Origin of the sequence: Micromonospora sp. DT201 (assembly GCF_049841575.1) — a bacterium.
Classification (GTDB): Bacteria; Actinomycetota; Actinomycetes; order Mycobacteriales; family Micromonosporaceae; genus Micromonospora.
The window spans coordinates 96,583-113,792 of record NZ_JBNCKP010000006.1; the positions used below are offsets into that span (position 1 = coordinate 96,583).

General features: G+C 69.6%; 17 protein-coding genes and 2 pseudogenes. 11 read left to right on the forward strand and 8 right to left on the reverse strand.

Annotation, left to right across the window (positions count from 1 at the left end; all coding sequences use genetic code 11):
- Nucleotides 1–437: 437 nt before the first annotated feature.
- Entirely contained in the window at nucleotides 438–746 is a 309-nt protein-coding gene (locus ACLQ28_RS13795) for a hypothetical protein (protein ID WP_425686641.1), read from the reverse strand.
- Complete coding sequence (manD, locus tag ACLQ28_RS13800) at nucleotides 736–1,965, reverse strand: D-mannonate dehydratase ManD (RefSeq protein ID WP_425686642.1); 1,230 nt, start codon at nucleotides 1,963–1,965, stop codon at nucleotides 736–738. Before manD ends, ACLQ28_RS13795 begins: the two co-directional genes overlap by 11 nt.
- Nucleotides 1,966–2,186: 221 nt before the next feature.
- On the opposite strand from manD, the gene ACLQ28_RS13805 reads away from it, so the two are divergent.
- From ACLQ28_RS13805 to ACLQ28_RS13835, 7 genes are all read left to right on the forward strand, one after another.
- Complete coding sequence (locus ACLQ28_RS13805) at nucleotides 2,187–2,363, forward strand: hypothetical protein (RefSeq protein ID WP_425686643.1); 177 nt, start codon at nucleotides 2,187–2,189, stop codon at nucleotides 2,361–2,363.
- Between the two features lie 73 nt (nucleotides 2,364–2,436).
- Nucleotides 2,437–3,021 (forward strand): hypothetical protein, encoded by a 585-nt coding sequence (locus tag ACLQ28_RS13810; RefSeq protein ID WP_425686644.1) that lies wholly within the window; start codon nucleotides 2,437–2,439, stop codon nucleotides 3,019–3,021.
- 6 nt (nucleotides 3,022–3,027) lie between these two features.
- Nucleotides 3,028–4,233 carry an efflux RND transporter periplasmic adaptor subunit gene (locus tag ACLQ28_RS13815; RefSeq protein ID WP_425686645.1) on the forward strand — a complete coding sequence of 402 codons (1,206 nt, stop codon included), beginning with the start codon at nucleotides 3,028–3,030 and terminating at the stop codon, nucleotides 4,231–4,233.
- The gene (locus tag ACLQ28_RS13820) at nucleotides 4,230–4,919 is read left to right on the forward strand and encodes an ABC transporter ATP-binding protein (protein ID WP_425686646.1); all 690 of its coding nucleotides are present in this window, start codon (nucleotides 4,230–4,232) and stop codon (nucleotides 4,917–4,919) included. Before ACLQ28_RS13815 ends, ACLQ28_RS13820 begins: the two co-directional genes overlap by 4 nt.
- Nucleotides 4,916–6,145, forward strand: a complete 1,230-nt coding sequence (locus ACLQ28_RS13825) for an ABC transporter permease (protein ID WP_425686647.1) — start codon at nucleotides 4,916–4,918, stop codon at nucleotides 6,143–6,145. Before ACLQ28_RS13820 ends, ACLQ28_RS13825 begins: the two co-directional genes overlap by 4 nt.
- Before the next feature lie 73 nt (nucleotides 6,146–6,218).
- Nucleotides 6,219–6,920, forward strand: a complete 702-nt coding sequence (locus tag ACLQ28_RS13830) for a response regulator (RefSeq protein ID WP_425686648.1) — start codon at nucleotides 6,219–6,221, stop codon at nucleotides 6,918–6,920.
- On the forward strand, nucleotides 6,917–8,761 hold the full coding sequence (locus tag ACLQ28_RS13835) for a HAMP domain-containing sensor histidine kinase (RefSeq protein ID WP_425686649.1): 1,845 nt from the start codon (nucleotides 6,917–6,919) through the stop codon (nucleotides 8,759–8,761). Before ACLQ28_RS13830 ends, ACLQ28_RS13835 begins: the two co-directional genes overlap by 4 nt.
- A gap of 29 nt (nucleotides 8,762–8,790) precedes the next feature.
- On the opposite strand, the pseudogene ACLQ28_RS13840 reads toward ACLQ28_RS13835, so the two are convergent.
- The 6 genes and pseudogenes from ACLQ28_RS13840 to ACLQ28_RS13865 all read right to left on the reverse strand — a co-directional run.
- Nucleotides 8,791–9,006: pseudogene (locus ACLQ28_RS13840) on the reverse strand (hypothetical protein); the annotation flags it as partial.
- Nucleotides 8,939–9,235, reverse strand: a pseudogene (locus ACLQ28_RS13845) (XRE family transcriptional regulator); the annotation flags it as partial. The pseudogenes ACLQ28_RS13845 and ACLQ28_RS13840, both read right to left, overlap by 68 nt.
- A gap of 185 nt (nucleotides 9,236–9,420) precedes the next feature.
- Entirely contained in the window at nucleotides 9,421–10,752 is a 1,332-nt protein-coding gene (locus tag ACLQ28_RS13850) for a carbohydrate-binding domain-containing protein (RefSeq protein WP_425686650.1), read from the reverse strand.
- Between the two features lie 295 nt (nucleotides 10,753–11,047).
- Complete coding sequence (locus tag ACLQ28_RS13855) at nucleotides 11,048–11,953, reverse strand: hypothetical protein (protein ID WP_425686651.1); 906 nt, start codon at nucleotides 11,951–11,953, stop codon at nucleotides 11,048–11,050.
- A gap of 12 nt (nucleotides 11,954–11,965) precedes the next feature.
- A complete protein-coding gene (locus ACLQ28_RS13860) occupies nucleotides 11,966–12,733 on the reverse strand; it encodes an SDR family NAD(P)-dependent oxidoreductase (RefSeq protein ID WP_425686652.1) in 768 nt (255 codons plus the stop codon).
- A complete protein-coding gene (locus tag ACLQ28_RS13865; RefSeq protein ID WP_425686653.1) occupies nucleotides 12,733–13,572 on the reverse strand; it encodes a fumarylacetoacetate hydrolase family protein in 840 nt (279 codons plus the stop codon). The genes ACLQ28_RS13860 and ACLQ28_RS13865 overlap by 1 nt, the downstream gene beginning before the upstream one ends.
- A gap of 126 nt (nucleotides 13,573–13,698) precedes the next feature.
- On the opposite strand from ACLQ28_RS13865, the gene ACLQ28_RS13870 reads away from it, so the two are divergent.
- From ACLQ28_RS13870 to ACLQ28_RS13885, 4 genes are read left to right on the forward strand one after another with little or no spacing between them, the layout of a single operon-like run.
- Nucleotides 13,699–14,409: a GntR family transcriptional regulator gene (locus ACLQ28_RS13870; RefSeq protein WP_425686654.1), complete on the forward strand. Its 711-nt coding sequence runs from the start codon at nucleotides 13,699–13,701 to the stop codon at nucleotides 14,407–14,409.
- Complete coding sequence (locus ACLQ28_RS13875) at nucleotides 14,400–15,110, forward strand: (Fe-S)-binding protein (protein WP_425686655.1); 711 nt, start codon at nucleotides 14,400–14,402, stop codon at nucleotides 15,108–15,110. Before ACLQ28_RS13870 ends, ACLQ28_RS13875 begins: the two co-directional genes overlap by 10 nt.
- A complete protein-coding gene (locus ACLQ28_RS13880; RefSeq protein ID WP_425686656.1) occupies nucleotides 15,107–16,576 on the forward strand; it encodes a LutB/LldF family L-lactate oxidation iron-sulfur protein in 1,470 nt (489 codons plus the stop codon). Before ACLQ28_RS13875 ends, ACLQ28_RS13880 begins: the two co-directional genes overlap by 4 nt.
- The gene (locus tag ACLQ28_RS13885; RefSeq protein ID WP_425686657.1) at nucleotides 16,573–17,187 is read left to right on the forward strand and encodes a LutC/YkgG family protein; all 615 of its coding nucleotides are present in this window, start codon (nucleotides 16,573–16,575) and stop codon (nucleotides 17,185–17,187) included. The genes ACLQ28_RS13880 and ACLQ28_RS13885 overlap by 4 nt, the downstream gene beginning before the upstream one ends.
- Nucleotides 17,188–17,210 lie beyond the last annotated feature (23 nt).

Sequence of the window (17,210 nt, forward strand, 5' to 3'; positions counted from 1 at the left end):
CGGCCGCGACGCCGGTTGCCCGCACGGCCTGGGGGTGGTCTGCTGCTGCGTATCCACTTCTACGCCGGGATCCTGGTCGCGCGAGTTGCTGGGCCTGGGCCGAGGTGAGGTGCCGTCCGCCCTCCCCCACGGTCGTGGCCAGACCGTCGGGCAGGGTACGAAGCCACTCGGTGGCCCCGACGAGGTCGAGGGCGACGGTCATCTCGGCGTCGGTGGCGTCCGGGTTGGCGAGGCGCAGGTCGTCGGCGAGCGGCCCGGCGAAGACGTGCACCTCCTGGCTGATCAGGGTGATCTCGCGAGGAGGCGGTGCTCGCCGAGGTGTGCCAACGGCACACCGCGCAGGGTCACCGAGCCGTGGGTGGGCGTGATGATGCCTGAAACTGCCGGGTGGGCGGTACGGCGCCGCCGGTGCCGGCAGTTTCAGGGACCGACCGCGACTACCGCTCCCCCACCGTGACCGGGACGGACAGGCCAAGGCCGCTGACGGCCGCCGCGACCAGGGCCTGCGGGGCGAGCGAGACATCGAGCACGAGCACCGACTCGTCCGGCTGGGCCGGTTCCAACGTGGCGAGCTGTGATTCGAGCAGGCTCGCCGGCATGTAGTGCCCCTCGCGCCGGGCCATTCGGGCCCGGATGACCGTCGCCGCACTGATCCCGCGCGCCACCGTGGTCTTGCCGGACCCGGAAACGCCCATCACCACGACGTGCCGAGTGGGTTGGGCGCCTCCGCGCCGCTCACCAGTCATGAACCGTGCCGTCCTTGAGCCGGTTGAACGGCAGGTAGGCCGGCTCGTACGGGAATCGGGCCGCCGCCTCCTCGTCGAGCTCCACCCCGAGTCCCGGCTGGTCACCCGGGTGCAGGTAGCCGTCCGTGAAGGTGAACGACTGCCGGAACACCTCGTTGGCCAGCGGGGTGTGCTTCATGTACTCCTGGATCCCGAAGTTGTGGATGGCCAGGTCCAGGTGGAGCGCCGCGGCCATACCCACCGGCGAGATGTCGGTGGGGCCGTGGATGCCAGACTTGATCTGGTACTGGGCGGCGAAGTCGAGCAGCTTACGCATGGCGGTGATGCCACCGGTGTGGGTGACCGCGGACCGGACGTAGTCGATCAGCTGCTCACGGATCAGGGTCTGGTAGTCCCAGACGGTGTTGAAGACCTCGCCGATGGCCAGCGGGGTGGTGGTGTGCTGGCGGACCAGCCGCAGTGCCTCCTGGTTCTCGGCCGGGGTGCAGTCCTCAAGCCAGAACAGGTCGTACGGCTCGAGGGCCTTGCCGAGCTTGGCGGCCTGAATCGGGGTCATCCGGTGGTGACCGTCGTGCAGCAGCGGCAACTCGGGGCCGAACTCGCCACGGACCGCCTCGAAAACGTCGGGTAGGTGGCGCAGGTACGCGCGGGTGTCCCAGTCCTCCTCGACGGGCAGCGGGGTGCGCTGTGCGGGTTCGTAGTCGTAGCGCTGGCCAGTGGCGCTGGGCTGGGCGGCCACACCGTAGACCGCGTTGATCCCCGGCACCGAGGTCTGCACCCGGATCGACCGGAAGCCCTCGTCGAGGTGGCGGCGGATCGAGTCGAACAGCTCAGGGATGTCCCGCCCCGACGCGTGCCCGTAGGCCATGATGCCGGTGCGGGACGCGCCGCCCAGCAGCTGGTAAAGCGGCATGCCTGCGGCCTTGGCCTTGATGTCCCAGAGTGCGACGTCGACCGCGGCGATGGCCGCCATGGTGACCGGTCCCCGCCGCCAGTACGCCGAGCGGTACAGGAACTGCCAGGTGTCCTCGATACGGTGCGCGTCCCGTCCCATCAGCAGCGGGGCGACGTGGTCCCGCAGGTACGAGGCGACGGACAGCTCACGGCCGTTGAGCGTGGCGTCGCCCAGACCGGTGAGGCCCTCATCGGTGGTGATCTTCAGGGTGACGAAGTTCCGGTCAGGGCTGGACACGATGACGTCTGCTGCGACGATCTTCACGGAATGCCTTCCGTTCTCTCAGATCCGGGGTGGTCTCACCATTCGGCGAACGATGCTAGGCCTGCCGAGGCCGGGCTGCACGCCCGCGTCCTCGAACACCTCGGCACCGCCGTCGAGCCCCACGCGGCCCTACTGGCCGCCAGCCGGATCGGCCACGACGAAGCGAGCGATCTCGTCGGACTGGCGGCGAAGATGTGGGCGGCAGGCACAAGCACCACCTCATGCCGCATCACCCGCACGAGCAGGCTCTCCAGCTACACGCCGATGTCGCCCAGGCGATCCAGCGGCGCGACGGTGAACGCGCCCGGCAGGCCATGGTGCAGCTGATGGAGCATGCTTTCGGCGAGATGAAGTCGCTCTGGGAGCAGGTCGGCAAGCCCCGAGCGGGGCGCGGATGACTCCTGACCGCACCTTCGAAAACGGCGTGCGTACCTAACGAATAGCTGACATTCGGCGACCAGGCTGGCTGGCATGCGAAAAGCGAATGTGAAGACGACCGGTCTGGCGGTCCTGCTGTTGTCGCTCGCGGCCTGCGGCGGCGACCCGGCGGCGTCGGATCCGCAGGTGGCCGCGATCCCGGGCGCGACCACGTCGGCGAGTGCCGGCCCGGCCGGTTCGACCAGCGGTGCCGATCGTCAACTTCCCCTCGGCGCGACCAAGCAGGAGATCGACCGCCTCTACGACGCGTACTACGCCTGCTGGACGCAGCACGGTGTGCCGTCGGCGCCGGCGTCGGACGGAAACGGCGGTCCGCTGCTCAGTTACAAGATGGACCAGAAGAAGTATCAACCGGCCGTGGACGCGTGCGCCGACAAGGAGCCGCTGAGCGCTCCGGAGCTCGACCCTCATCAGAACCCGAACTTCGCCGACGACCTGCGCGAGCAGTTGCAGTGCCTCCGGAGCCAGGGCCTGTCGATGGAGATCCGGCAGGCGGGCACCGACAGCGCCAGCATCTGGGTCGCGCCGGAGACCAAGGCCAACCTCGACAAGGCGAACAGCGACGCGGGGCTGGAGATCCAGCGTCAGTGCGAGATCTCGGCCTTCACGGAGAAGTAACCGACCGTGCGGACGAAAACCCTCATCATCGTCACGTGCGGCACGCTCGCGCTGGGCGGCGTGGTCTACGCCGTCCACGCCAGCCTCGGCGACGACTCGCCGGCCGCCCAGTCGGCCGCGGCCCAGGTGGCCACGGCCGAGGTGGTCCAGACTGACCTCTCCGACTATTGGACCGAGAGCGGCACTGTCGGCTATCGCAAGCAGCGCGTCCTGCGGGGCGTCGCGCCCGGGGTGCTCACCTGGCTGCCACAGCCGGGCAGCACCATTGCCCGGGGTGACACTCTGTATCGATCCGGCGACCGGCCGGTGACCCTCTTCTACGGGTCGTCGCCGATGTTCCGCGACATCGACACGGTCGGCATGGTCGGCCGCGACGTCAAAGTGCTGGCCGACAACCTCCGGGCGCTCGGCTACCGAATCGGGGACCAGCCCGCACCGGGGACCCGGGTCACCGTCCAAGGCGGACCGGCGCCGGCCGCGAGCGGCCAGGGACCGGACGCGGAGGCTAACAGGGCCGGGCCGGCTTCGACGGCGGCAGCCTCCGACACGGAGGCCTACCGGACCGTCGTGACCAGCAAAGACGCCGTCTTCACCCGATCGCTCAAGGACGCCGTGAAACGCTGGCAGGCGGCCGAGGAGATACGTCCGGCAACCGGCACCGTGACACTCGGCGACATTCTGGTCCTGCCCGGGGCGGTGCGGGTGGGCGCGGCTTCGGCGCAACTCGGTGACGACGCCACCGGCAACCTGATGGCGATCAGCGATCAAGACAAGGCGGTTTCCGTCGAGATCGACGCGAGCCGGGCCAGCGACATCCGTGCTGGGCAGAAGGTGCAGATCACTCTTCCGGACAGCTCAGACACCAACGGCACGATCGACTCGGTGAGCAGCAACATCCAGGCCAGCTCGTCGGACGGCGGCGACTCGGGCCCGGAGGGCCCAAAGGTGCAGGTCGTCATCGCGGTGGACAATGCCTCGAAGATCCAGAACATCAGCTCGGCATCCGTCGAAGTCCGGTTCACCGGCACCACCGAGCACGACGTACTCGCCGTCCCGGTCGGCGCACTGCTCGCGCTCAGCGGCGGCGGCTACGGCGTACAGATCTCCGAAGGCGCCTTGACCGCGGTGAAGGTGGGCCTGTTCGCCGACGGCATGGTGCAGATCACCGGTACGGGCATCACCGCCGGCACCCGGGTGGTGACGACGTCGTGACGACGGTGCTGGAGATCTGTGGTGCCAGCCGGCGCTACGGCGAGGATGTGACCGCGCTGCGCGACGTCTCGTTGCGGATCGACGAGGGTGAGTTCGTCGCGATCCTGGGGCCATCCGGGTCCGGAAAATCCACCCTGCTCAACATCATGGGAACGCTGGACCGGCCTACCGAGGGCCGGGTGCTGATCGGCGGGCGGGACATCACCACGATGTCCGACCGGCAACTGTCCAGCCTGCGCGGTCGCTGGCTGGGCTTCGTGTTCCAGCAGTTCCACCTCACCGACGGGCTGACCGCGACCGAGAACGTCGCGACCGGCCTGCTCTACGCCGGCGTGCACCGCCGTCACCGCCGGAAGATGGCCCTGGCGGCGCTGGAGCGGGTCGGCCTGGCCCACCGCGCCGACCACCACCCACAGGCGCTCTCGGGCGGCGAACGCCAACGGGTGGCGATCGCCCGGGCGCTGGTCAACCGGCCCGCGCTGGTGTTGGCCGACGAGCCGACCGGGGCGCTCGACATGGCCACCGGCTCGGCCGTGCTCGACCTGTTGACCGAGCTGAACGGGGACGGGACCACGATCGCGCTGATCACTCACGATCACGAGGTGGCCGCCCGGGTGCCCCGACAGCTCCGCATCCTGGACGGCCGCCTGGTGTCCGACTCCGCGTCTGGAGGTGGGCCGGCATGAGGCGTACCCGTCGAAAGGCGAGAGTGGACCGGGATGCCGCACCGGTCCGTCTGGCCCCAGCCGACCTGGTTGGTCTGGGCCTGCTCGGCATCCGCACGCGCAAGGTGCGGGCCGCCCTGTCGGCGCTCGGCATCGCTATCGGCATCGCCACCCTGATCCTGGTCACCGGCATCCCCGCGTCCAGCCAACAGGCGCTTGAGGAGAAACTGGCCGCCCTGGGCACCAACCGACTGCAGGTCACACCGGCGCCCAACCACGAGCCACCGGTCAAGCTGCCGGTCGAGTCGGTGGACATGGTGTCCCGGATCGCGCCAGTGACGGTGGCGAGCGCGACCGCTGACTTCGGGCTGACGGTCGCCCGCTCCGACCGGGCTGGCAACGGCGATTACAACGCCATCGCGGTTGTCGCCACCAGGACGAACCTGCTCGCGGCCATCGATGGCCGGATACGCTCGGGCCGTTTCCTGGATCCCGCGATGGAGCGCCTGCCGACAGTGGTCCTCGGCTCGGTCGCCGCCCAGCGGCTCGGCTTCGCCACCGTCGACCTCTCCCAGCCGGTCCAGGTCCACCTGGGCGGGAAGCGGTTCAGCGTGGTCGGCATCCTCGACCCAGTGGCACTCGCGCCCGAGATCGACCGCTCGGCGATGATCGGCTGGGACGCGGCCAAACGCTGGCTACGCTTCGACGGACACCCGACCCGGATCTATGTGCAGACGACCGACGCCCAGGTGGTGGCGGTGCGCTCGGTCCTGGCCGCCACGGCCAACCCGGAGCATCCGAGCGACGTACTGGTCAGTCGTCCCTCGGACGGGCTCGCCGCCAAGCAGGCGGTGCAGCAGACGTTCAGCTCGCTGCTGCTCGGGCTGGCCGGGATCGCGTTGCTCGTCGGCGGCATCGGGGTGGCCAACACCATGTACATCTCGGTGCTGGAGCGACGCCGTGAAATTGGCCTGCGCCGGGCCTTGGGCGCGAACCGGGGCCAGGTGCGCATCCAGTTCGTGACCGAGTCGATCGTGCTGTCGGCGCTTGGCGGAGCAGCCGGGGTGCTGACCGGCGCGGTGGCCGTCACCGGCTATGCCACCCTCCAGCACTGGCCGGTGACCATCCCACCGACGGCAGCCTGCGCCGGACTGGGAGGTGCGCTGGTCATCGGGGTGCTGGCTGGGGTCTATCCGGCGATGCGGGCCGCCTCGCTCGATCCCACCGAGTCACTGTCCAGTGTTTGAGCAGTCGTTAGGAATCTGTCAGGTCGGGCAGGGAATCGGTTCGGTGCCGTACCGGCGACCTATCATCGCCGGCATGTGTGCGCTGGTCTTGATCGCCGACGACGATCTGCGGCACGCGGAGGGGATCCGCCGCTACCTGGTGGCCGCCGGCCACGAGACGATCGTGGTGCACGACGGCCGGGCGGCGCTGGAAGCCGCCCGCCGAGACCGGCCCGACCTGCTGATCCTGGACGTGATGATGCCGGGACTGGACGGCTTACAGGTCTGCCGAACGCTGCGGCAGGAGTCGGACGTGCTGGTACTCATGCTCACCGCCCGTAGCTCGGAGAGCGACCTGCTACTCGGACTGGAACTCGGCGCCGACGACTACCTGACCAAACCGTTCAGCCCCCGGGAACTGGTGGCCCGCACCCGCACCTTGCTGCGCCGCGCGTCCCGGGGCGTACCGGAGCCCGCCGCCCGGAGTATCCGGCAGATCGGTCGGATCGGCGTCGACCCGGTCGGGCACCAGGTGACGGTCGACGGTGAGCGGATCGAGTGCACCCGTGGCGAGTTCGCCATCCTGGCCGCCATGTCCGAGCAGCCGGACAGGGTCTTCACCCGAGCACAGCTGCTGCACCACACCCGTGGTCTCGACCGCAGCTCGACCGAACGCACCATCGACGTACACGTGATGAACCTGCGCCGCAAGATCGAAGCTGACCCGAGACGCCCCGAGCAGTTGCTCACCGTGCACGGTGTGGGCTACAAGCTGGCTCTGGGCGCGACGCCGTGAGCAAGAACCAGGTGCCGCTGCGGCACAGCCTGGTGACCCGGCTGCTGGTCTCCTCCGTGGTGATCGCGCTGGCCGCGATCTCGGCCACCGCCTGGCTGGCGGCCACGACCACCACCCGGGCGATCAACTACGAGCAGGGCGGCGCGGTCGCCGACCAGAGGGCCGTCTACCAGGCGCTTGTCGGTTACGCCGCAACCCACCACGACTGGTCCGGGGCCGCCGCCCTGGTTCGCTCGCGCGCCGCCGAGCTGCGTCGCCGCATCACGTTGACCACCGACAATCACGAGATCATCCTTGACTCGCAGGCCGGACCGGCGCTGCGGAACACCCGTCCGTCGGCCGTAGTGGATCCGCTCCACGTCGACCTGGGACTGACCGGCGGCGACGAGCACATCGATGAGCGAGCCGTCGGGCCCTACGTCGTGCCGCCCGAAGACCGGTACGTGCTGAGCGAGGTGGCCAAGAACACCCTGAGCTGTTTCAACAAGATGGGCTACGACGGCGTCATCGAGATCGCGAAGACCGGCCGCCCGAGCGTCGTCCTCACCACCGTCCGCGCCGAGGCCGAGCGACCACTGACCCGGTCCGTGACCGAGGGTTGCGGGTTCGAGCTCGACAGCCTGGTCAGTCCAGCCGAGAAGAAAGCACTCCAGACGCTGACCACCTTGACCGCCCGCTGTCTCAGCCTGGGCGACCGCGCCTCACAACTGCGCATCACGCCGACCTTCAAGGCATATCTGGGCGCGTCGGCAGTTGTCCGCACCGCGCACGAGGACATCGAGGTGAAGCCGCCGTCGCTGCTCAAGCCGGCCGGGCCGGTCGGCGTCGTGCAGGGCTGCATCGAAGCAGGGCGTAGGACCCAACTTCGACCGTACGTGGCACCCCGCGCGCTGCTGTTCGTCACCGCGCCGGACACCGGAAGCACCACGCTGAGCCTGTCCGGCGGAAGCATCGGGCGAATCGTGGCGGTCACCGGCGCGGTCCTGCTCTCCACCGTCGCGGCGACCGTGCTGGTCGGCCGGCGCCTGGTGCGACCGCTGCGCACCCTCGCCGACGCGGCCGAACTGCACACGCCCGCCCCGGTGTCCACCCGCGACGAGATCGGCCGCTTGGCGCGCGCCCTGAACGACTCCGCGGAGCGTCGGGAACGGGCCGAGGCGCAACGCCGGACGATGGTCAACGACGTGGCGCACGAGCTGCGCACCCCCCTGAGCAACATCCGCATATGGCTGGAGGCAGCGCAGGACGACCTGGCTCCGACCGACGCCCAGCTGCTGGCGATGCTGCACGAGGAGGCGCTGCTGCTCCAGCACATCATCGACGACCTCGGCGACCTGGCGGCAGCCGACGCGGGCACACTGCGGATCGACCTGAGGCCGACCGACCTGCGGGACGTGCTCACGCACGTGGTCGACAGCCATCGGGGCAGCGCGTTCGCGGCCGGGTTGCGTCTGGAGCTCATCGTCGTGGGAGATCCGGTGGTGCAAGCCGATCAGGTGCGCCTGCGACAGGTGGTCGGCAACCTGATCTCGAACGCCATCCGTTACACCCCGCCCGGCGGCTCGGTCACGGTCGGCGCGAACGGCACGACCATTTCCGTACGGGACACCGGCAGCGGCATCACCCCGGCCGACCTGCCGAAGATCTTCGACCGTTTCTGGCGGGCCGACGAGTCGCGTAGCCGGGTGACGGGCGGCAGCGGGCTCGGCCTGGCGATCGCGCGCCACCTGACCGAGGCACACGGCGGCTTGATCGAGGTGGAGAGCGAGCCGGGCCGGGGCACGCTCTTCACCATCCGACTGCCGGATCCGTCAACGCCATGGGTGCCACCCAGACGATGACCCTGAGCAGCGGAACCGCGTCATCGAGTCCGGGTCCAGCCGAGGAAGCGCTGGTGCAATGTGCCAGCGGGCGTCCAGGGCATGTCTTCGATGGCCTGGACAAGGTAGGCGCCGAGATAGAGGGCCAGCGACACCTGAGCCCCGGCATACTCCATCCGCAGCTCCAGCTTCCGAGTGGGACAGGGCCAGGGCACGTTGCAACCGCCGCAACTCCAGATCGGCATCACCGGGCCGTGGGTGGTCACCGCACACGTCCGAGGAGACCACGGCGTCCCGAACCGTGGCGAGTGCAGGATGCTCCGGCCCGTTCACCACCGCGGACCGATCGCTCAACTCCCCCACCAACGCGGACACGTCGACCTTGAGCGCGCGGGCGATCCGATCCAGCATGTGGACACGCGGCGGCAGGATGCGATCCGTCTCCACGGCGGATCGGTGGCCGCCGTCGTGCCCACCGTACCCACGGCACCGCACGCTGGTAACCCGTTAGCTCGCCGGCTCGCGCGACAGCTCGTGGTGTGCCAACTGGCAGCGCTGTGCCTAGCCGGTCAAACGTGGATCGGCCAGCAACACGACGTGGTCGACGGCTGCCGTTGCCAGGCAGCACACGGCGGTCACCCCCGTCGATTGGAGGCGACCGCTGTGCTGTGGAGTACGCGTCAGCGGACCACGCCGAGGCCGGTGAACGACCTGTCGTACTCGGTGAACGACTGGTTGTTGTACGGCCCGTAGATCCAGGTCCGCATCGAGTTGGCGGCGGTGTCGATCTCGACCAGGCGTACCGGATTGGTGGTGTTGGAATGGAACGTCTGGAGGAACGAGTAAATCTTGTTGCCGTTGACGCCGGTGTCGATCCGGTTGGCGGCGATGCCCACGTGGCCGGAGAAGACGAACCGGATGTTGGCGTACTGCTTGACCAGGTTGTCGAAGAGATACTGCGGGCTGGTCGCGCCGTAGGACGCGCTCTGCTCGATGTTGCCGCTGCCGTCAATGTAGTCGTGGGTGACGACGATGACGTTGTGCCGGGGGTTGGCGGCCACGACGTTCTTGGCCCAGTTCACGGCCTCGACGCGGGGCCACAGTTCGAGGGTCAGGACCAGCCACTGCACGCCGCCGGCCTCGAAGGTCGAGTACGAGTTGTCGACCTTGCCGGCCTCGAACTGTCCCTTGACCGCGCGGTACTGGCTGACGGTGAAGTACTGGTTGAAGACGGTGGTGTCGCGGACGAGTTCGCGGGTGTGGGCGGGGTCGCGGGCCGAGCCGCCGACGCCGGTGGCCTGGGTGTCGTGGTTGCCGATCGCCAGCGCGTACGGGATGGCGGCGTTTTCGATCGGCCGCATCGCGTTGCGGGCGATGACGTACTGGGAGTGGTCCGAGGTGTCCCAGTTGACTACGTCACCGGAGGAAGCCACGAAGCGTAGGTCCAGCGCGGAGCGGTTTTGCACCAGCCAGTTGGTGCGGTTGAGGAAGCGGGTGTCGCTGCTGTTCAGCACCTCCTGCTGGGTGTCCGGCAGGACGGCGAAGCTGAACTTCGTGTTGGTGGCGCCCGCGGCCTCCATCCGCGCGTACGCGATGTGGACGTTGCGGTCGCAGGGATCGGCCCGGAAGTCGTTGATGAGCTGGATCTTCACGGTGTGCTGCCCGGCGCCGACCGCCGCGCCGACCGGGTAGGTGCCGTAGTTGGTCGCGCTGACGATGGTGGTCTGGCCGACGCTGACACCGTCGACCGTCACCCGGACGGTCGGCCAGCCCTGGCAGTTGTCACCGATGGCGCCGATCAACACCCGGCCGGAGCCGCTGATGCTCGTGGTGGCGTAACTGGAGTTGCCCCAGAGCGAGGCGTGCGTGCCGGAGGCGGGCACGGGAGTGCCGGTCGCCGTACGAATCGCGCCGTCCACGACGGTGAACTGGGACGGCTCGGCGGCATTGGCCGTACCGCCGACGAATACTCCGCCGGCTGCGGCAACCACCGTCGCCACGGCCAATGCCACGAGCCTGGACCTGGATCTCCTGAAACGCACCGCTGATCCTCCCTTGCCGACATACGCCCAAGAGCTGGGCATTCGTAGCGTAAGGAAGATCGGCATGACACATGTGAATGCTTCAAGACCATCCTGAGTACCGGAGCTGTACTCTCCGTTCCGCACGTCACGGGACGCGGTGGGAGCGGGCACCCCGAGCGGCGTTATGACTCAGCGGAATATTTATACCTGTGAGTCATACCGCTCATTGGCACATCCGCCGCCCAGCGAGGTGACACGCCGGCTCCGTCCGGGTTACCCCGGCCTAGGAGGCTTTGCCCCGCCGACCCCCGCCAGCGGCGGAGGGCCGGTGAGCGATGCGGGGAGCCCGCACCGCAGACGAGTTGCCGGACCCCGGGCGGAAGTCCCGTGCCGCGCTGGCCACCATCTCGTCGGAGTCGCGAGTGAGCATCTGCCGGATGTGCGACGGAACGACCTCGGATGTCGCCATCGCGAGTCGAACCTGCACCGAACGGTCGTCGGCCAGGCGCACCAGATCCGCCTCGTCCAGCTCGACCGCGCGGACCAGCGCGGCACGGACGTCGACGACCGGGTCCGCGGCGAGCGCGCTGCGCTGCTCGGCGGTGGTCCGCGGGTTGCGGGCAACCCCCTTGCGTACGCGGGCGGTGCGATCGGCCAACAGGGTGGTGATCACGTCCGGGTCGTGGGTGTGGGTGGCGAGTCGTTCCCGTACCTCGGGTGAGACGTCGTCGGTCAGCCTGGCGGCCAACTCGGGCTCCAGCTCGCGACTCTCCGCGAGGAGACCACGCAGCTCCTTGTCCGATGCCTCGGACATCACCCGGCGGATCGACTCGTCACAGGCCGGATTGCCCGCAACGGCCCAGCGGACCCACCGGTCGGCGTCCTTGACGAGACGCATGAGGTTGGCGAGCGAGGTCGAGGGGTTCCTCGCCACGGCCTCGCGCACCTGACGATCATGGTCCCGGGTGAGCGGTCGCAGTGCCTGCGCGGGCGCGTCGGCCCGTGCGGCGACCGCCTTGCGGACCACGGCCGACGGGTCGGAAGCCAGGTCGATGAGGGTCATCTGTGGCGTTGTGGGGTCCTGTGCGAGGGCGAGCCGTTCGTCAGCGCTGCCACCGATCGGACGGTGGGCGGTGGTGTCGGACCCGCTGTGTTGGTCGGGCTCGCCGACGTCCTGCTGTTTCCCCATGACGCAATCATGTCACGCGCCCGATCTGACACTGGGTAGTCGTAGGCCGGACATGCCACCGTCCACCGCCAGCGACGACCCGGTCACCGATCCGGTCGTGGGCGACGCGAGGTAGACGACGGCGGCGGCCACCTCGTCGGCGGTCACCAGGCGCCCCGTCGGCTGCCGCGAAGCGAGCTGCCGCTTCTCCACCGTCGGGTCCGCCGCGCCAGCGAGCAGGCGGGTCACCCAGGGCGTGTCCACGGTGCCGGGGGCGACACAGTTGACCCGGATCCCGTCCGCCACCAGGTCGGCGGCCATGGCGAGGGTGAGGGCGTGCACGGCGCCCTTCGACGCCGAGTACAGGGCGCGTCGGGGCAGGCCGACGGTCGCCGCGATCGAGGAGACGTTGACGATCGCCGCAGACGACGACCGCCGCAGGTACGGCAGAGCGACGGCACTCATTCGGGCCACGCCGGTGACGTTGACGTCGAGCACCCTGCTCCACTGGTCGTCGTCGTCCTCCTCCACGGTGCCCACGGCGGAGATGCCGGCATTGTTCACCAGGATGTCGACGCCACCGAACGCGTCGGCGACCGAGGCGACGGCCTCGTCGAGGGAGGACCGGTCGGCCACGTCCGCCCGGACGCCATGGACGCGGGGATCCTCGGGCAGACCCGACAGATCCAGGTCCAGTACGCCCACCCGGGCGCCGGCGGCCACGAAAGCCCGTACGCAGGCGTGGCCGATCCCCGAGCCACCGCCGGTCACCACCGCCACAAGGCCGTCGCACCGGGTCATCAGGCGCTCCGGAGGGTGTTGCTCTGCCGGCCGAGGCTGTCGATCTCGATCTCCATCACGTCGCCGACGGCCAGATACGGGAACCGGCCGGAGAGCGCCACCCCCTGGGGGGTGCCGGTGTTGATGACGTCGCCCGGGTCCAGGACGGTGTACTGGGACAGGTGCCAGACCAGGTACGCCACGTCGAAGATCATGTCTTTCGTGCTGGAGTCCTGCCGTGGCTCGCCGTTGACCCAGGAGCGCAGCCGCAGCGCCTGCGGGTCGCCGACCTCGTCGGCGGTGACCAGCCACGGGCCGAGGGGCTGGAACGTCTCGCAGGACTTGCCCTTCGACCACTGGCCGCCCGAGACGGCGAGCTGGAAGTCTCGCTCGGAGACGTCGTTGGACAGCACGTACCCGGCGATGTGCGCGACGGCGTCGGCCGGCGAGGCGAGGTAGCGGGCCCGACGGCCGATCACCACGGCCAACTCCACCTCCCAGTCGGTCTTCGTCGACCCACGCGGGATCAGGACGTCGTCGTGAGGGCCGACGACCGTGTTGGGCGCCTTGTAGAAGATGATCGGGGTGGTCGGTGGCTCGGCGCCCGACTCGGCGGCGTGCGCGGCGTAGTTCTGCCCGACGCAGAGGACCACCCCGGGGCGGGCGACCGGCGCCCCGACCCGCTGACCGGTGACGTCGATCTCGGGCAGGTCGGTGGCCTCGCGGACCCGCTGGACACCGTCGCCGGCGAGGAACGCCCCGTCGATGTCGGTGGTGTGCGACGAGAGGTCGAAGTGCCGTCCGTCGGCGTACAGCACGGGGCGTTCCTGACCGACGGGCCCGACGCGCATGAATTTCACGAACCATCCTCCGGTGCATAGGTACGAATCGAACGCTGGCGAGGAAACCTATTTCCTATAGGATGTTGCTCTGCGAGTGTGTACTCGCTCAGACCAGCACAGTCAAGGGGTCGTTGAGGAGACGCGATGGCCGAGCAGCCAGCTCGCGAGGGTCGACTCCGTCCCGCACGCCGACTCACCCTCACCGAGGATGTCTACGAGTCGATAAAGACGCTGGTCATGGACCACATCCTTCCCCCCGGAGAGCGGGTCAACATCGATGCGCTCGCCCGCGAGCTCGACGTCTCCCCCACGCCGGTGCGCGAGGCCCTCGCCCGGTTGGAAGCCGACGGCCTGGTCCACAAACGCCCGCTGTCCGGCTACACCACCACGGCGTTGCTGAGCCGCGCCGAATTCGACGACCTGTTCGATGTCCGCCTGCTGTTGGAGGGCGCCACCGCCGGCCGGGCCGCCACGCACGCCACCGCCGAGGAGCGGCAACGGCTCGGTGCCAACGCGGCGATGAACATCGATGTGGAGGCCGGCGACGGATACCGCCGACACGCCGTCTTCACCGCACTGGACGCGAAATTCCACGACCTGATCGCCGAGGTCGCCGGCAGTCCACTGCTGCGGGACAGCATCACGCGGCTGCACTCGCACCTGCACCTGCACCGGCTGTACTTTCCGGTCACCGGCGCGACGGACACCAACACCGAGCACCAACGCATCGCCGCCGCCATCATCGCTGGCGACTCCCAGGCCGCCACCGACGCGATGCAAGCCCACCTGACCGCCGCCCGGGAGCGCCACCTACCCGCCTTCGACCGGCATCTCGAGGAGCCCCCATGCGGATAGCCCTCTTCATCACCTGCGTCAACGACATCGCGTACCCGGCCACCGGCATCGCGGTCACCCGTATCCTGCGGCGGCTCGGCCACACCGTCGACTTCCCCACCGGCCAGACCTGTTGCGGGCAGATGCACGCCAACACCGGTTACCGGGCTGAGGTGATGCCGATGGTGCACAACTACGTCGACGTCTTCGACAACTACGACGCCATCGTCGCGCCCTCCGGGTCGTGCACGGCGATGATCCGCGACCAGTACCCACGCCTGCACCCGCCTGCCGCATCGGTGGCCGCTCGCACCTACGAGCTGTCCGAGCTGCTCGTCGACGTCCTCGGTGTCACCGACGTCGGTGCCGAGTTCCCGGAAACGGTCACCTACCACCCCACCTGCCATGGCCTGCGCATGCTGCGGCTGGGCGACCGGCCGCTGAGCCTGCTGCGCCAGGTGCGCGGGATCCGGCTGATCGAGCTCGGCGACGCCGAGGAGTGCTGCGGCTTCGGCGGCACGTTCGCCCTGAAGAACCCGGCTGTCTCCGGCGCGATGCTCACCGACAAGTGCGCCCGGGTCCGCGAGACCGGAGCGCGGGTGCTCGCCGCCGCCGACAACTCCTGCCTGGCGCACATCGGGGGCGGCCTCGACCGCCACCGGTCGGGCGTGCGGGCCATGCATTACGCGGAGATTCTGGCCGCGACGGGAGCCGCCTCATGAACCGTCCCGGTGCAGACCGGACCGGTGGGGCGGTCGCGCCGGCCACCGGAGGCGGCCGGATTCGCACGCCACTGCCCTTTCCCACCGCGGCCAAGCCGGCCGTCGCCGACACGCAACTGCGGGCCAACCTGCACCGGGCCACCCGCACCATCCGTGCCAAACGTGCCCGGGTCGTCGACGAGGTGCCCGACTGGGAGGCTCTCCGGGACGCCGGCTCCGCGATCAAGGCCGACGTCCAACGCCGGTTGCCGGAGTTGCTGGAGCAGTTCGAAGCTTCCGCCACCGCTGCCGGTGCCATCGTGCACTGGGCCCGCGACGCGGCTGAGGCCTGCCGGATCGTGGTCGAGTTGACCCGAGCCGCCGGGGCCGACGAGGTCGTGAAGGTCAAGTCGATGGCAACCCAGGAGATCGAACTCAACGAGGCCCTCGATGCGGCCGGGATCGCCGCGTACGAGACGGACCTCGCGGAGCTGATCGTGCAGCTCGGCGAGGACACCCCGTCGCACATCCTGGTGCCGGCCATCCACTACAACCGGGCGCAGATCCGGGAGATCTTCCAGCGTCGAATGCCCGACGCCCCCGCCGACCTCAGCGACGAGCCGGCGGCACTGGCCGAGGCGGCACGCGCCCATCTGCGTCGACGTTTCCTCTCGGCTCGGGTCGCCGTGTCCGGCGCCAACTTCGCCATCGCCGACACCGGCACGCTTGTGGTGGTGGAATCCGAAGGCAACGGGCGAATGTGCCTCACCCTCCCGGAGACGCTGATCAGCGTCGTTGGCGTCGAGAAGCTGCTACCGACCTTCAGCGACCTGGAGGTCTTCCTGCAACTGCTGCCGCGATCCTCCACCGGCGAGCGGATGAACCCGTACACCTCGACGTGGACCGGCGTCACCCCGGGCGACGGCCCTCAGGCCGTGCACATCGTGCTCGTCGACAATGGCCGGTCCGCGGTGCTCGCCGACCCGGTCGGGCGGCCGGCGCTGTCCTGCATCCGCTGCTCGGCGTGCCTCAACGTCTGCCCGGTGTACGAGCGGGCCGGCGGGCACGCGTACGGCTCGGTGTATCCGGGGCCGATCGGCGCGATCCTGTCACCCCAGCTGACCGGCGTGGCCGACAACGCGTCCCTGCCGTACGCGTCGACCCTCTGCGGCGCCTGCTACGACGTGTGCCCCGTGAAGATCAACATTCCGGAGATCCTGGTCCACCTCCGCCAGCAGGCGCCGCATCCGATGGCTGAACAGGCCACCATGCGCGTCCTGGCGTGGGTCATGCGCAGCCCCCGGCGATGGGCCGCCGCCCTGCGCCTGGCCCGGGTCGGCGCGGGACCCCTCGGGGCGTACCGCGAGCGACGCACCGGCGCTCGTACGCTGCGCAAGCTCCCCTGGCCCGCCTCGGCGTGGACTCGGTCGCGGGACCTACCGCTACCCGCGCCGCAGACCTTCCGTGAATGGTGGGAGAAGCAGTGACCGCACGTGATGAGATCCTGGCGCGGCTCCGGACGGCCCTGGCCGACAGCCCGCCGCCGGTGGAGGTGCCCCGTCGATACCGCCGGGTCGACGATCGCCGCGACCTGATCGAGGTTGTGGTCGACCGGCTGGAGGACTACCGGGCAGTCGTCCATCGCGGCATCGACGCTCTCCCCGGGCTGCTGGCCGAGGTTGACCGGCTCGCCGTACCCACCGACATCCCCGCCGATTGGCTCGCCGATTACGCCGGGCAGGTCCACCGCGACGCTCCCCCACTGTCACCGGCCCAGCTCGACGACATGGACGCGGTCCTGACCGGCTGCGCCGTGGTGGTCGCCGACACGGGCACCATCATCCTCGACGCCGGCCCGGCGCAGGGACGGCGGGCACTCACCCTGGTGCCTGACCGGCACATCTGCGTCGTCCGTACCGACCAGGTCGTCGGCCTGCTGCCGGAGGCGCTGACCCGGCTGGACCCACGCGCGCCGCAGACCTGGATCTCGGGCCCGTCCGCGACCAGCGACATCGAGCTCAACCGGGTTGAGGGGGTGCACGGCCCACGCCGGCTGGAAGTCGTCCTGGTCGGTCTCGACGGCGATCCCACCGGTTAACGCACGCCCGATTCGGCCTTCCG